Genomic DNA, 14,303 nt, shown 5'->3' on the forward strand with positions numbered 1-14,303 from the left:
CTCGGTGGTGCTGGAGCCGGGTGGTGCTGGAGCCCGGTGGTGCACAGGTCCTCGACCGGGGGCGGACAGCTGCCCGACAGTCGCTGCGGGCACGCTGACCGCGGGAGGGTCCGTCTGCTCAACTGTCGCGGGCGGCCCCGGGTTCCCCGGTGTCCTCCCCAGCATCCACGGGTCTCCCCGCCCGGGTGGCGGGCGGTCAGCCGCCGGTGGTGCAGGGGGCGGGCGTGCCGCCGTCCCGGAAGACCTCCAGGGCGGTCAGCGCGTCGTCCAGCGTGGCCACCCGGGCCATGGTGAGGCCGGGCTGCGCGGCGCCCAGTGCCTCGGCGCAGTTGTCGGCCGGGACGAGGAAGAGCGTGGCGCCGATGTCCCGGGCCGCGACCAGCTTGAGCGGGATGCCGCCGATCGGGCCCACCGCGCCCGTCGCGTCGATGGTCCCGGTGCCGGCGATGACCGCGCCCTCGGTCAGGTCGGTGTCCCCGACCAGGTCGATGATCCCCAGGGTGAGCATCAGCCCGGCCGAGGGGCCGCCGACGTCGTCGACCCGGATGTCGACGTCGAAGGGCGCCGACGGCGTCTGCAGCACCGACACGCCCAGCAGGGCGCCCTCGCGCTGGTCCGACGAGGTCGAGGTGATCGTGGCGGTGCCCGGCTCGCCGAGGCGCGTGTAGGACACGGTGACGTCGTCCCCCGCGGGGATCGCGGTCAGCGCGGCGTCCAGTGCGGCCTGGTCGGGGGTCGCCGTCCCGTCGACGGCCTCGATCGCGTCGCCCTCCTCCAGCTGCCCCTCCGAGGGCGAGTCCTCCGGGACGTCGGCGACGACGACCTTCTCGGGGTAGCCGAGCTGGGTGAGTGCCGCGGCGTTGGCCGACTGCTCCGAGGTGAGGAAGGCCTGCCGGTTCTCCGCCTGGGTCTCCTCGACCGACTGGTCGGGGGGGTAGACGGTGTCGCGCGGGACCACCGACACCTCGCTGTCGAACCAGCCCTGCACCGCCCCGACCAGGGTCAGCGGCCGCTGCGGGACCCCCACCGTGGTCAGGTTCAGGTTGCCGCTGACCTCGTTGCGGTCCCGGCCCTCCACGGTGATGATCGGCGTCCCGTCGAGGTCGCCGAGGGTGTTGTAGGTCGGGCCGGGCACCTGGGCCACGTAGGGCACCGGCAACAGGGTGCCGACCAGACCGAAGCCCAGCAGCAGGACCACACCGGCCACGAGGACGGTCACGCGACGGCTCACGGACGACGACAGTAGGTGACCCGGACCGCCGGGGCCCGCTGCTGTGCGGCGCCCCTGACCTGCCCGGGTGTCCGCCCAGGGCGTAGCGGCGGCCCGCCGGGGCACCCCGGACGCGGTTACCGTGGGGTGCATGAGCGACGTGCCCTTCGGATTCGGCCTCCCCGACCGCGACCCGGAGCGCCGTGGCGACTCCGACCCGAACGACCCGTTCGGCTTCGGAGCCCTCTTCGGCGCCGGCGGCCTGGGCGGCGCCGGCGGCGGGTCCCCCGAGGACCTGCTGGGCAAGATGCCGCTGTTCGCCGAGCTGCAGAAGCTGATGACCTGGAAGGGCGGCCCGGTCAACTGGGACCTGGCCCGCCAGGGCGCGATCAGCCAGCTCGCCGCCGGTCACCAGCCCACCTCCGCCGCCGAGCGCAGCGAGGTCACCGAGGCCCTCCGGCTGGCCGACCTCTGGCTGGACCAGGCCACCGAGCTGCCCTCGGGCGTCGAGCGCACGCTGGCCTGGTCCCGGGTGGACTGGCTGGAGCAGACGCTGCCGGCCTGGGGCGCCCTGATCGACCCCCTCGCCGAGCGCGTGGTCGCGGCGATGACCTCCGCGCTGCCCGCCGAGGCGCAGGCGATGGCCGGTCCACTGGCCGGGGTGATGGGCCAGATGGGCGGCGTCATGTTCGGCGCCCAGGTGGGCCAGGCGCTGGGCCGGCTGGCCGACGAGGTCGTCACCAGCACCGACGTCGGCCTGCCGCTGGCCCCCGCGGGCACCGCCGCGCTGGTCCCGCAGAACGTCGACGCGTTCCGGGAGGGCCTGGACCGTCCCGAGGAGGAGGTCCGCCTCTTCCTCGCCCTGCGCGAGGCCGCCCATCACCGGCTCTACGCGCACGTGCCGTGGCTGCGCCAGCAGCTGACCGACGCGGTGCACGCCTACGCACGCGGCATCCACGTCGACGCCGACGCCCTCCAGCGCGGCCTCGAGGACGCGATGGGCGGCATGGAGGGCGGTTTCGACCCGCAGGACCCGGAGAAGCTTCAGCAGCTGCTGGGCTCGGGTGTGCTGGAGCCCGCGGAGACCCCCGAGCAGCAGATGGCGTTGCGTCGGCTGGAGACCCTGCTGGCCCTGGTCGAGGGCTGGGTCGACGTCGTCGTCGCCGAGGCCGCCGGCAAGCGGCTGCCCGGGCACGGCGCGCTGGCCGAGACCATGCGCCGCCGGCGCGCCTCGGGCGGTCCGGCCGAGCAGACCTTCGCCACCCTGGTGGGGCTGCAGCTGCGGCCCCGCCGGCTCCGGGACGCCGCGACCGTGTGGGCCGCCATGGGCGCCCAGCACGGCAGCGACGCCCGCGACGCGCTGTGGTCGCACCCGGACCTGCTGCCCACCTCCGAGGACCTCGACGAGCCGATGGACTTCGTCGGCCGGCAGGGCCGTGGCGGCGAGCGGGACGCCGAGGGCCGCGACGAGTTCGACCGGCTGACCGCCGGACTGACCTTCGACGACCCGGACGGGACCGACGCCGGGGACCAGACCCCCGGTGCTGACGGTCCCGGGGACGACGCCGGGTCCGACGGCCCGGACCCCCGCCCGGGCGCCTGAGCTCAGTCGGTGTCGTCCCCGTCCGCGGGGGCGGCACCGAGCCGGGACTCCACGCCCTCGAGGAAGCCCAGCGCCCGCTCCGCACGCGGGTAGCGGCCCACCAGCGCCCAGAAGGCGTCGTCGTGGGCGGGCTCGAGCAGGTGCGCGAGTTCGTGGACGAGCACGTAGTCCACGACGTACTCGGGCATCCCGCGCAGCCGGCTGGACAGCCGGATGGTGCGGTCGGCGGGGGTGCAGGAGCCCCATCGGCGGTTCTGGTTGTCCACCCACCGCACGCTGGCCGGCAGCACGCCGCCCAGGTGGGCCTGCGACAACACCCGGGCGCGGGCCATCAGGTCCTCGTCGCTGCCCAGCGTCCGGCGCCGGCGGTCCTCCCGGGTCTCCAGCTTGGCGACCATCTGGGCCACCCAGCGCCGCTCCTCGGCCGCGCTGAACGAGGCCGGGATGAGCACGATGGTCCGGCCCTCCTGGCGGTAGGCGGTGACCGTGCGGCGCCTGCGGTGGCTGCGGCGCACCTCCACGGCCGCGTGCCCCGGGTCCCCGGGGTGTGCCGGGCTGCCGTGCGCGCCCGCGCCGGCCCCCCGGGTGCCGCGCCGGCCGCTGGTGACCCCCGCGTCTGCACCGCGCAGGGCGGCGGGAGCCGTCGGCGGGACGGCGGAGGGCGAGGCGGGACCGGGGTGCACGCACGCACGGTAACCGCGGTCGGGCCGTGCGCCCACACGCTGGACACCCGGTCGTGTGCAGGTGCACACCGTCGGTGGACATCCGGCACCGGACCGGTCCGCTCATGGGTCGTCCACAGGCCCGGACGGGCGTCTGCCCCTGCCCAGCAGGGGTACGGCCCCGGGCGGGGCCGGCGGGCGGGCCGTCGTCCCCGGGCCGTGCACAGCGCCACGCCGAGCACTCCCCACCGTGTCCACAGGCCCGTCCACAGGCTGTGGGTTTCCGGGGGCCCGGGAGACCCCGGTGCCGCGACCGCTCGCCGGAGCGTCGACGACGATCCGCTCGGACGATGTCACGCACCGTGGTCGTGCTGGCCGCCTGTGGACGACGGACCGGCCGATGCGCCCCCAGGTGCCACCCTCGCGGCGTGACCGACAGCGCCCACCCGCTCCTGCCGCCGACCACCCCGCTGCTGCGGCTGGACGGCGACTGCCTGCAGGTGGGCGGCGCGGACGGCGGGCCGGGCCTGCGGGTCGGCCCGGTCGACCCCGGCACGAGCGCCGGGCTGTCCCGGCTGCTGCGCTCCCTGGACGGGTCGCGGACGGTCCGCGCGGTGCACGCCGGGGCGCTGGCCGAGGGGCTGCCCGCCGACCTGGTGCACGACGTCCTGCACGAGCTGCGGTCCGCGGGACTCACCACCGAGGTGTCCCCCGCCGACCTCCTCGCCGCCGCACCCGGTCCCGCCGACCGGGCCCGTGTCCTGCTCGAGCTGCCGACGGCACTGGCGTCCCGGGGTGGCGGCCGGTGGCGTGACCGCGCGGGCGCCGTCGTGGTCGTCGAGGGCGCGACCCGGGTCGGCGTCCCGCTGGCCGGCCTGCTCGCCGCGGCCGGAGTCGGCCGCGTGCACGTGCGCGACCGGGGCACCGTGCGTGCCGAGGACACGGGGGTCGGCGGGCTGGGCGCCGCAGACGAGGGCCGCCCGCGGGCCCTGGCGGCCGCCGACGCCGTCCGGCGGGTGGCACCGCACGCCGACCTGCGCCCCCCGCCCGCCGGCCGGGTGCCGGACCTGGTGGTGCTGTGCCACCCGTGGGCCGCCCTGGACCCGCTGCACGGGGTGCTGCAGCGCGACGGGGTGGCCCACCTGGTCGCGACGGTGCGCGGGGAGACCGGCGTGGTGGGCCCGCTCGTCGTGCCCGGCCTGACCGGCTGCCTGCGGTGCGCGGAGGCCACCCGGCGGGACGAGGACCCGGCCTGGTCCCGGGTGTCCGCCCAGCTCCGCGAGGGGCCCGCCGCCGGCCCGGACCGGTCACCGTCCCCGGGCAGCGGGTCCAGCGCGGCCTGCCTGGCGACGGCGCTGACCGCGGCGGGTCAGGTCCTCGCCCACCTGGACGGCGAGCCCGGCCCGGTCGTGGTGGACGCCGTCCTGGAGCTGCACGCCCCCGACCTGCTCCCCCACCGCCGTGCCTGGCCCCCGCACCCGGACTGCCCGTGCCGGCCCGCGCGGCGGTGACCGGGCGCCCCCCGGCACCGCCGGACCGCACGCACCCGACACCGGACGTGCAGAACAGGGACACTGGGGGCGTGACGGACACCGGACGGGGAATCCCACGCGGCTCGGTGTCGCGGACCGCTCGACTGGCCTCGCTGCCCCTGGGTGCGGCGGGACGGGCGACGCTGGGCATCGGCAAGCGGCTCTCGGGCCAGTCGGCCGAGGAGGTCTCGGCCGAGCTGCAGCAGCGCACCGCCGAGCAGCTCTTCGCCGTGCTCGGCCAGCTCAAGGGCGGGGCGATGAAGCTGGGCCAGACGCTGTCGGTCTTCGAGGCCGCAGTGCCCGAGGAGATGGCCGCCCCCTACCGGGAGGCGCTGGTCAAGCTCCAGGAGGAGGCCCCGCCGATGCCGGTGCGGACCGTGCACGCGGTCCTCGCCCAGCAGCTGGGCGGCAGCTGGCGCAGCCGGTTCGCCCACTTCGACGACACCCCGGCCGCCGCGGCGAGCATCGGTCAGGTCCACCGGGCCACCTGGCGCGACGGCCGCGACGTCGCGGTGAAGATCCAGTACCCGGGTGCGGCCACCGCGCTGATGGCCGACCTGAACCAGCTCTCCCGCTTCGCCCGGATGTTCGGCGTGCTGTTCCCGGGGATGGACGTCAAGCCGCTCATCACCGAGCTCAAGGCCCGGGTGGTCGAGGAACTGGACTACGGCATGGAGGCCGACGCGCAGCGCGCCTTCGCCGCCGCCTACGCCGGTGACGAGCAGATCGCCGTCCCGCGGATCGTGGCCAGCGCCCCCAAGGTGATCGTCTCCGAGTGGATGGACGGCACCCCGCTGTCCAAGATCATCAACGGTGGCACCCGTGAGCAGCGCGACCGCGCGGGCTTGCTGATGTCCACGCTGCACTTCTCCGGGCCCCCGCGCGCCGGGCTGTTGCACGCCGACCCGCACCCGGGCAACTACCGGCTGCTGGACGACGGCCGGCTCGGTGTCATCGACTTCGGCGCCGTGGCCCGGTTGCCCGAGGGCTACCCCGAGCCGATCGGTCGACTGGTCCGCTGGGCGCTGGAGGGCAAGGCCGACGAGGTGCTGGCCGACCTGCGGGCCGAGGGGTTCGTCCGGCCCGGGGTCGACGTCGACGCGCAGAGCGTCCTGGACTACCTGCTGCCCCTGCTCGAGCCGGTCGGGAGCCACCGCTTCCGGTTCACCCGGGCGTGGATGCAGGAGCAGGCCACCAGGGTCGGCGACCCGCGCAGCGAGGTCAGCCGGCTGGGCCGCCAGCTCAACCTGCCGCCGTCCTACCTGCTCATCCACCGCGTGACGATCGGCTCCATCGGGGTGCTGTGCCAGCTCGACGCCGAGGGCGACTTCCGCAGCGTCATCGAGGAGTGGCTGCCCGGCTTCCGGGAGTGAGCACCCCGGCTCCTCGGTGACCGGTCCTGCTCACGGGTCGAGCCGGCACTCGATCTCGCGGACGTGCCGCCGGGCGCAGGCCGCGCACAGTGCCGTGACCACGCCGTCCCGGTCGGTCTCCCGTGACCAGCCCAGGGCCACCTCGGCCCGGGTGCCGTGTGCACCGCAGAGTCGACACGTCGACTCCTCGACCGCCATCCCGGCAGTGTGCCCGACCGGTGCGCCGCGGACACGGCACACGCGGCCCCACCGTCGTGGCCGACGGGTGGAGCCGCGTGTGGTGGTGCCGCGTCTGGTCGTCCCGGGTGCCGGTCGTGCTGCGTTCCCGGGCCGGGCGCGGTCTCGCCGGGTCCGGTCGTGCCGGGAGTCCTCCGGCGCGCCGGTGTCGCCGGGGCCGGCGGGTCACCACGGGCTCACCGGACGGCCGCGCTGGCGCGCGCGGCGCGACGGGTCGCGCGCTCGGCCCGGCGGGCCCAGCGCCGGGCGGCGACGACGCGGCGGGCGCGTGCCGCCGCGTCGTCATCGGCCCACAGCGCGGCCTGGTGACGGCGCGCCAGGTACAGCGTGCCGTCCCAGGGGTCGGTGCGGTCGATCTCCACGGCTCCTCCTCTCGGTCCTACGTCCTCGGTGGTGCCGGTCCCCGGGCGGGTGCTGGCGGCGTCGGTCACGCGGCCACCTTGCGGGGACGACCCCGCGGGCGCTTGCGGGCGATGACGACCCCGTGGTCGAAGATCTCCCCGCCCCAGACGCCCCAGGGCTCGCCCCGGTCCAGGGCCCCCGCCAGGCAGGCCACCCGGAGCGGGCAGTCCGCGCACAGCGCCTTGGCCTCCTCCAGCCGGGCCGGTGCCTCGGCGAACCACAGCTCGGGGTCGGTGACCCGGCAGGGCAGTGCCGTCCGATCGGCCCGGTGAGCAGGACCCGGGGTCCTGCCGTCGGCTGGTGCGTGCGGTCCGTCGAGCCCGGGGCGCAGCCTGGGCGCCGGTCGCTCGATCGTGTGCTGCACGGCCGTTCCTCCTCGTCTCCGTCGTGCCGTGTCCGGTCGACGGAGGTCCCGCCGACCGGGAGGTCGGTGGGATCGGCGGCTCTGGCGCAACGACAGAGGCCGCGGATCCCGGGTGGTGCTCCGGGTTCCGCGGCCTCTGGGAGGGCCGTCCGAGCTAGTCGCTCGGCGGTCCTCCCGGGGGCAGGTCACCCGGGGTGGTGTTGGTGGTGGCGTTGCTGGTGGCGTCGTAGGCAGCGGCTTCGCCGGCGGTCTCGACGCCGATCGGCAGGCCGGTCATCGGGACACCCAGGGGGCGCAGCCGGAGGGCAGCGGGCAGACCGGTCCCGACGTGGGGGACTGCGGGGCATGCCGTACCGGGCAGGAACCAGCTGACGACACCGCGGGCAGCGCGGGCGCCACGCACGACGAGGACCCCGGCCTGGAACGGGGTCTGCGACGTCATCACGGTCGACGTGTTCATCAGGGACCCCTCCTCTCGGGGCTCGGGGACCAGCCGGTGGGCCGGTCCCGGGTGCGGGTGCTGCTCGGACGGTGGTGCGTGCTCTCCGTCACCGGAGGGCGTGGACAGGAGGTTAGGGGGCGCCCCGCAGGGGGGTCAACGCAATTAACGCGGTGTTCTCCGGAGGCTCCGACCTCAGTCGTCGGAGCCGACCGCCGCGAGCACGTCCGGGCCGTACATCTCCAGCTTCCGGCTGCCGATCCCGGGCAGCGCGGCCAGCTCGGTGAGGGAGGAGGGCCGGGTCTCGGCGATGGCCTGCAGGGTGGCGTCGTTGAAGACCACGTAGGCCGGCACGGAGGCCGCCGCCGCGGTCTCCCCGCGCCAGGCCCTCAGCCGCTCCAGCAGCTCGCCCGCGGCGCCCTCCAGCGCGACGACGGCCCGCTGGACCGGCTTGTCCCGGCGTGCCGACACCTGCTCCGGGGCGATGCCGGTGAGGAAGCGGCTGCGCGGGCGGGACCGCCGTCCCCCCGGGTTGCGGGCCAGGGACCAGGACAGCGTCAGCTGCTCGCGAGCCCGGGTGATCGCGACGTAGAGCAGCCGGCGCTCCTCCTCCACGGCCTCCGGGCGGGCCAGCGACTGGGCGATCGGCAGCACCCCGTCGACCAGGCCGACGACGAAGACGGCATCCCACTCCAGGCCCTTGGCCGCGTGCATCGAGGCCAGCGTCACGCCCTGGACGGTGGGTGCGTGCTGGGCGTTGGCTCGTTCGGCCAGGTGCGTGACGAAGCCGGCCAGGTCCAGGGTGGGCTGCTCGGAGACCAGGTCCACGGCCAGGTCGACCAGCGCCGACAGCGACTGCCACCGGTCCCGGGCGGCCCCGCCGGGCGGCGGGCGGTGCTCCACCCAGCCGGTGGAGGCCAGCACGTCGCGCACGGTGGGGACCAGTGGGCCGTCGTCCCGGCCGGCGGCGGCACCGCGCAGCAGCAGGACCGCCTCGCGCACCTCGGGCCGCTCGAAGAACCGCTCGCCGCCCTTGAGCACGTAGGGCACGCCGGCATCGGCCAGCGCGGACTCGTACACCTGGGACTGGGCGTTGATCCGGAAGAGCACCGCGATCTCCGCGGCCGGCAGTCCCCCGTCGACCAGCTCGCGGCAGGCGGCGGCGACCGCGGCGGCCTCGGTGGGCTCGTCGGGGTGCTCCAGGAAGCGCGGCTCCGGGCCGGCGGCACGCTGGCCCAGCAGCCGGAGCCCGGGCAGGCCACGCCGCTTCGGCGCCATGCCGATGACCCGGTTGGCCAGCCCGACCACCTCCGGGGTGGAGCGGTAGTCGCGCTCCAGCTTCACCACCTCGGCGTCGGGGTAGCGGTCGGCGAAGCCGAGCAGGTGGTCGGGGTCGGCACCGGTGAAGGAGTAGATGGTCTGGTGCGGGTCGCCGACGACGCACAGCTCGGCGCGGCCCCCCAGCCAGGCGTCCAGCAGGCGCTGCTGCAGCGGGTTGACGTCCTGGTACTCGTCGACGACGAAGTGCCGGTACTGGCCGCGCACCTCCCGGGCGACGTCCCGGTGCTCCTCCAGGGCGTAGGCGGTCACCAGGAGCAGGTCCTCGAAGTCCAGCGCACCGTCCCGGCTCTTGGCCGACTCGTAGCTGGCGTAGACCGCGGCCACCGCGGCCGGCTCGAACGGCGCCTCGCGGCCGGCCGCCTTCGCCCGCGCCGGGTAGTCGTCCGGGGTGGCCAGCGTGGTCTTGGCCCACTCGATCTCACTCGCCAGGTCACGCAGCACCGTGCGGTCGGTGGACAGCTTGTGCCGGGTGGCTGCCGTGGCGACCAGCCGCAGCTTGTTCTCCACCAGCTCGGGCATCGGGCCACCGAGCACGCGGGGGGCGAAGTAGCGCAGCTGGCGCATCGCCGCGGCGTGGAAGGTCCGCGCCTGCACACCGCCCACGCCCAGGGCCGACAGCCGCCCACGCAGCTCGCCGGCGGCCCGGGCGGTGAACGTCACGGCCAGCACCTGCTCGGGCACGTAGACCCCGGCGTGCACGCCGTAGGCGATGCGGTGGGTGATCGTGCGGGTCTTGCCCGTCCCGGCGCCGGCCAGGATGCACACCGGCCCGGTCACCGCGGCCGCCGCAGCCCGCTGCTGCTCGTCCAGGCCCGCGAGGACCGCCTCCGCGCCCGTGGGCCCCTGCCGCTCGTCGGTCCCGACCACTCCTGCGCCACCCACGTGCGCAGTGTCCCAGTCGGGTCCGACGGGACGGGGAAGCATCCCCCGGGGGTGCACGTTGGTGCATGGGTGCGTCACCACGCACCCGCGAGGGCCCCGAGTGGCCGTCGTCCGCACCGACGTTGGAGGATCCCCCAGTGAGCGCAGCGACCGCAGCCGTGACGATGTACACCACCACCTGGTGTGGCTACTGCGTGCGGCTCAAGAAGCTCATGCAGCGCGAGGGCATCGAGTTCGCCGAGGTCAACATCGAGACCGACGAGGACGCCGCCGTGCTGGTCATGAAGGCCAACGGGGGCAACCAGACCGTGCCCACGCTGGTCTTCCGCGACGGCAGCGCCCTGACCAACCCGAGCATCGACCAGGTCAAGACCCAGTTGTCGGGGCTGTCCGGCGCGTGATCCCGCACCCACGGCCCTCCGCGGGCGATGATCGTCCCCGTGCGGGCCGTGGGGGACCCGTGCCCCCACGGCCACCCGGGTCGCGGAGACCCCAGGAGGACGTGGTGGCGAGCAGTCCGGTCGACCCCCAGCTGACCGGCGCCGCACCACCCGCGACGTCCGGCACCACACGAGGCGGCCGGCACCCGGCACCCGGCGACGACGTCGTCCGGACGGCGGCCGGTGAGCCTGCCTTCGTGGTGACCCGGACGACCCGCGGCTGGGCGGTGCTGACCCCGGCCGGCGCCGAGGACACCGCGGACCTGGTCGAGGCGATGAGCCTGGCCGACCTGATCGCCGAGGACCTCGGCGCCTCCCCCGAGCCCGGCCGGGACGCCCGCCGCGCCGCTCGCGGGAGCACCGACGGCGAGGCCGCCGACCCGCGTGACGCCCAGATCGCCGCGTTGCAGCGGACGGTCGGCCAGCTGGAGCACGCCCTGGCCACCCGGGTCTCCACCGAACGGGCCATCGGGGTGTTGGCCGCCCGCAGCGGCAGCACACCGCGGGAGGCCTTCGAGGAGATGCGCCGGCAGGCCCGCTCCGAGGGCCGCGCCGTGCACGACCTGGCCCGCGAGGTCCTCGACAGCCTCACCGCGGCTCCCGCCGTGCCCGCCCCACCAGTGCCCGGTGACGCCGTCGTGGCCCCGTCCGGGCGGTCCCGTCGGGTGGAGCGCAACCGCGGCCGGCACGTGGGCGCCGAGGGTGAGCGCTGACCAACCCGCTCCCGCTCACCCCCGACGCGCTGGCCGACCGGCTCGCCGTCCTGCTCGCCGACACCCCGGCCGAGGACGGCGCGGTGGCCCTGCGGGTGGCCCTGGACGGTCCCGACGTGGCCAGACCCCGTGACCTCGCCGAGGCCGTCGCCGGACGGCTGCCCGCGCTGGGCAGACCGTGCACCGTGGTCCCGGCCGAGGGCTTCCTGCGGCCGGCCTCGACCCGGCTGGAGCACGGGCGGACCGACCCCGACGCACGCTACACCGACTGGCTGGACACCCGGGCGCTGGCCCGTGAGGTGCTGGACCGGGTGGGTCCCGGCGGTCCCGGTGACGTCCTCCCCCGCCTGTGGGACGCCGAGCGCGACCGGGCCACCCGGGCCGCCCGGGTGCCCGCGCCCGGGGTGGTGCTCGTGCCCGGGTCGCTGCTGCAGGGCGTGGGGCTGGCCTTCGACGTCGTGGTGCACCTGCGGGTGAGCGCGGCCGCGCGCCGGCGGCGGACCCCGCCCGAGCAGGCCTGGGAGCTGCCCGCCTTCGACCGCTACGACGACGAGGTGGACCCCACGGCGTGGGCCGACGCCGTCGTGCTGGCCGACCACGCCGACCGCCCGGCCCTGGTGCTCCAGGGCCGGTTCAGCGCCTGAGCGACCCCTCCGGGCGCCCCGGGACAGGCCGGCTCAGGAGAACTCGCCGGCCACCCAGCGGTCGACGATGTGGCGGGCGATCGAGACCGGCGGCGGCAGTGCCGCGGGGCCGGCACCCGAGCGCAGCTCGTCCCGGGTGAACCAGCGCGCCTCCTCGATCTCGTCGTGGTCGACCTGCAGGTCGGTGGTGACCGCGCGCGCGACGTAGCCCAGCATCAGCGACTGCGGGAAGGGCCAGGGCTGGCTGGAGACGTAGCGGACGTCGGTGACCTCCAGCCCCACCTCCTCGGCGACCTCCCGGGCGACCGCCGCCTCGGCGGACTCCCCAGGCTCCACGAACCCGGCCAGGATGGAGAACCGACCGGCCGGCCACACGGCCTGGCGGCCCAGCACGCACCGGTCACCGCCGTCGTGGACCAGCATGATCACCGCGGGGTCGGTGCGCGGGAAGACCTCCTGGCCGGTGGTGGGGTCGCGCTGGGTCCAGCCGGACTTCTCGATGGTGGTGGCGGCGCCGGTGTAGGGGCTGAACCGGTTGCGCTCGTGCCACTCGACGATGCCGACGGCCTGGGCCAGCAGGCCCGCGTCACGGTCGCCGAGGTCGGAGCCGACCTCGCGCAGCCCGGACCAGCTGTCCACCGGGGTGCCGCTGATGGTCAGCGAACGCGGCCCGCGGACCACGGCGTAGGGCACGTCGTCGGCGACCCCGAGGTAGATGCCGCCGGTGGGGAACTCCGGCTGGGTGTCCCAGAGCAGCTCGGGACCCCCGTCGCCCTCCCGGACCGGGACCTGGCGCTTCTCGTCGATGGTCAGCACCCGCACCGGGCGGCCCTTGGCCGGGTCGTCCAGCAGCCGGTCCAGGTGCCCGCGGTCGTGCGCCACCCGGGACAGCACCGGGACCTCGGCGCCGGAGGAACCGGTCGAGGTCAGCCACACGGCGTCGTCGGCCGGGGTCTCGGTCGGCGGGTGCTCACCCAGGGCGGGAGTCGGGTTGTCGGCGGCGTCGCTGCCGCCGGGGGGCACGGTCACGAGGGCTCCGTCGACTCGGTGGTGGTGGCGCGCGTGGTGGTGGTCGGGCGCACGGCGGAGGCGGTGACCTCCACCGGGCCCAGCGCGCGCAGCTGCTCGGCGACCTGCTCGGCGTCGCCGACCACCACGGCGGTCAGCCCGGCCGGGTGCATGTGGCGGCGGGCCGCGGCTGCGACCTCCTCGAGGGTGACCGTGGCCAGCGCGGCCTGGTGCTCGGCCAGCCACTCCGCGGGCAGCCCGGCACCGATCAGCGCCGACAGCGTGCTGGCCAGCCCCGCGTGGGTCGCGGTGGCCAGGGCCATCGTGCCCAGCACGTAGCGGCGGGCCCCCTCGAGCTCGGCCTCGGTGACCGGCACCAGTGCGATCCGGCCCAGCTCGTAGGTGGTCTCCAGCAGCGCCGGCCCGGTGACGCCGGTGGCGACGTCGGCCTCCACGACGAAGGAGGACCCCGCCGCCAGGTGGTCGACCGAGCTGCGGGGGCTGTAGGTGTACCCGCGGCGCTCGCGGATGTTCTCCACCAGCCGGGAGGAGAAGTACCCGCCGTAGACCATGTTGGCCAGCCGCAGCGCGGGCAGCTCGGGGTCGGTGCGGCCGGGTGCCGGACCGCCGAGGCGGATGTTGGACTGCACGGCGCCGGGTCGGTCCACCAGCTGCAGCGGGCCCACCCGCAGCTCGGTGAGCGGCGGGACCCCGGTCTGCCCGGCAGTACCGGTCCACTCACCGAGGGCGTGTGCGACCGCCTCGACGGCACTCGCCGGGTCGACGTCGCCGACCAGGGTCAGCGTGCTGCCCGCGGGCAGCAGCCGCTCGCGGTGCAGCTTGCGCAGCGCGGCCGGGGTGACGGCGGAGACCAGCGCCGGGTCGGGCAGCTGCACCGCGTAGGGGTGCACGCCGTGCCGGCGGGTGGCCAGGGCCGTGCGGGCGACGACGCCGGGCTGGGACTTCGCGATGCCGATCCGCTCGACCACCCGGGCGCGCTCAGCAGCGACCTGGGCCTCGGGGTACGTGGCCCGGGTCAGCAGCTCGGCCAGGACGCCGAGCACAGCCGGCAGGCCGGCCGGGAGCATCGTCGTCCCCAGCAGGAGGCGGTCGGGGTCGGAGGAGACCGACAGCTCGGCGCCCTCGGCCTGCAGCAGCTGGGCGATCTGCACCTGGTCGTGGGCGGCGGTGCCCAGCAGCACCGCGCCGGACAGCACCGAGGTGCGGGCCACGTGGGTGCCGGCGGCCCGCGCGGTGGTGGCCGCGAACGGGATGCGCAGCCGCAGCTCGACCAGCGGGACGCCAGCGCGGGGCACGACGGCGACGCGGAGCCCGTTGGGCAGCGTCGTCTCGTGCACCTGCGGGACCGGCTGCGGGCGGGGCTCGCCCAGCGGCGGGACGAGGGAGAGGTCGAGCACGGGCGCGCTCACAGGTGTCCTCCGGTGGGGTGGGT

Annotated in this window: 15 protein-coding genes; 6 read left to right on the top strand and 9 right to left on the bottom strand. The window is 76.1% G+C overall.

What is annotated here, in order from left to right:
- Nucleotides 1–196: 196 nt before the first annotated feature.
- On the bottom strand, nucleotides 197–1,231 hold the full coding sequence (locus tag ASG41_RS01360) for a PDZ domain-containing protein (protein ID WP_056288625.1): 1,035 nt from the start codon (nucleotides 1,229–1,231) through the stop codon (nucleotides 197–199).
- 130 nt (nucleotides 1,232–1,361) lie between these two features.
- On the opposite strand from ASG41_RS01360, the gene ASG41_RS01365 reads away from it, so the two are divergent.
- Nucleotides 1,362–2,813 (top strand): zinc-dependent metalloprotease, encoded by a 1,452-nt coding sequence (locus ASG41_RS01365; protein ID WP_056288628.1) that lies wholly within the window; start codon nucleotides 1,362–1,364, stop codon nucleotides 2,811–2,813.
- A gap of 2 nt (nucleotides 2,814–2,815) precedes the next feature.
- Here ASG41_RS01365 and ASG41_RS01370 read toward each other — a convergent pair whose 3' ends face one another.
- Nucleotides 2,816–3,496, bottom strand: coding sequence for a M48 family metallopeptidase (locus ASG41_RS01370; RefSeq protein ID WP_235564308.1), 681 nt, complete (start codon nucleotides 3,494–3,496; stop codon nucleotides 2,816–2,818).
- Between the two features lie 407 nt (nucleotides 3,497–3,903).
- Between ASG41_RS01370 and ASG41_RS01375 the strand changes: the two genes are divergently transcribed.
- Together ASG41_RS01375 and ASG41_RS01380 are read left to right on the top strand one after the other, a co-directional pair.
- Complete coding sequence (locus tag ASG41_RS01375) at nucleotides 3,904–4,986, top strand: ThiF family adenylyltransferase (protein ID WP_056288630.1); 1,083 nt, start codon at nucleotides 3,904–3,906, stop codon at nucleotides 4,984–4,986.
- Between the two features lie 71 nt (nucleotides 4,987–5,057).
- Nucleotides 5,058–6,380 (top strand): AarF/ABC1/UbiB kinase family protein, encoded by a 1,323-nt coding sequence (locus tag ASG41_RS01380; RefSeq protein ID WP_056290077.1) that lies wholly within the window; start codon nucleotides 5,058–5,060, stop codon nucleotides 6,378–6,380.
- A gap of 30 nt (nucleotides 6,381–6,410) precedes the next feature.
- On the opposite strand, the gene ASG41_RS24055 is transcribed toward ASG41_RS01380, so the two are convergent.
- From ASG41_RS24055 to ASG41_RS01405, 5 genes are all read right to left on the bottom strand, one after another.
- Complete coding sequence (locus ASG41_RS24055; protein ID WP_200938669.1) at nucleotides 6,411–6,578, bottom strand: hypothetical protein; 168 nt, start codon at nucleotides 6,576–6,578, stop codon at nucleotides 6,411–6,413.
- A 215-nt stretch (nucleotides 6,579–6,793) separates the two neighbouring features.
- Complete coding sequence (locus ASG41_RS01390) at nucleotides 6,794–7,048, bottom strand: hypothetical protein (protein ID WP_157518895.1); 255 nt, start codon at nucleotides 7,046–7,048, stop codon at nucleotides 6,794–6,796.
- Nucleotides 7,045–7,383 (bottom strand): WhiB family transcriptional regulator, encoded by a 339-nt coding sequence (locus tag ASG41_RS01395; RefSeq protein WP_235564310.1) that lies wholly within the window; start codon nucleotides 7,381–7,383, stop codon nucleotides 7,045–7,047. The genes ASG41_RS01390 and ASG41_RS01395 overlap by 4 nt, the downstream gene beginning before the upstream one ends.
- A 154-nt stretch (nucleotides 7,384–7,537) precedes the next feature.
- Nucleotides 7,538–7,843 carry a hypothetical protein gene (locus tag ASG41_RS01400; RefSeq protein WP_056288640.1) on the bottom strand — a complete coding sequence of 102 codons (306 nt, stop codon included), beginning with the start codon at nucleotides 7,841–7,843 and terminating at the stop codon, nucleotides 7,538–7,540.
- Between the two features lie 174 nt (nucleotides 7,844–8,017).
- A complete protein-coding gene (locus ASG41_RS01405; protein ID WP_235564317.1) occupies nucleotides 8,018–10,045 on the bottom strand; it encodes an ATP-dependent DNA helicase UvrD2 in 2,028 nt (675 codons plus the stop codon).
- 137 nt (nucleotides 10,046–10,182) lie between these two features.
- On the opposite strand from ASG41_RS01405, the gene ASG41_RS01410 reads away from it, so the two are divergent.
- The 3 genes from ASG41_RS01410 (at nucleotide 10,183) to ASG41_RS01420 (ending at nucleotide 11,842) form a co-directional block, all read left to right on the top strand.
- Nucleotides 10,183–10,446, top strand: coding sequence for a mycoredoxin (locus ASG41_RS01410; protein WP_235564318.1), 264 nt, complete (start codon nucleotides 10,183–10,185; stop codon nucleotides 10,444–10,446).
- Nucleotides 10,447–10,550: 104 nt separating this feature from the next.
- Entirely contained in the window at nucleotides 10,551–11,198 is a 648-nt protein-coding gene (locus ASG41_RS01415; protein ID WP_235564320.1) for an ANTAR domain-containing protein, read from the top strand.
- A gap of 83 nt (nucleotides 11,199–11,281) precedes the next feature.
- On the top strand, nucleotides 11,282–11,842 hold the full coding sequence (locus ASG41_RS01420; protein ID WP_235564322.1) for a uridine kinase: 561 nt from the start codon (nucleotides 11,282–11,284) through the stop codon (nucleotides 11,840–11,842).
- Between the two features lie 33 nt (nucleotides 11,843–11,875).
- On the opposite strand, the gene nudC is transcribed toward ASG41_RS01420, so the two are convergent.
- On the bottom strand, nucleotides 11,876–12,871 hold the full coding sequence (nudC, locus tag ASG41_RS01425; RefSeq protein WP_056288648.1) for an NAD(+) diphosphatase: 996 nt from the start codon (nucleotides 12,869–12,871) through the stop codon (nucleotides 11,876–11,878).
- Complete coding sequence (locus ASG41_RS01430) at nucleotides 12,868–14,280, bottom strand: pitrilysin family protein (protein WP_056288651.1); 1,413 nt, start codon at nucleotides 14,278–14,280, stop codon at nucleotides 12,868–12,870. Before ASG41_RS01430 ends, nudC begins: the two co-directional genes overlap by 4 nt.
- Between the last annotated feature and the right edge of the window lie 23 nt (nucleotides 14,281–14,303).

Source organism: Modestobacter sp. Leaf380, from assembly GCF_001424485.1.
In the GTDB taxonomy this organism is placed as follows: Bacteria; Actinomycetota; Actinomycetes; order Mycobacteriales; family Geodermatophilaceae; genus Klenkia.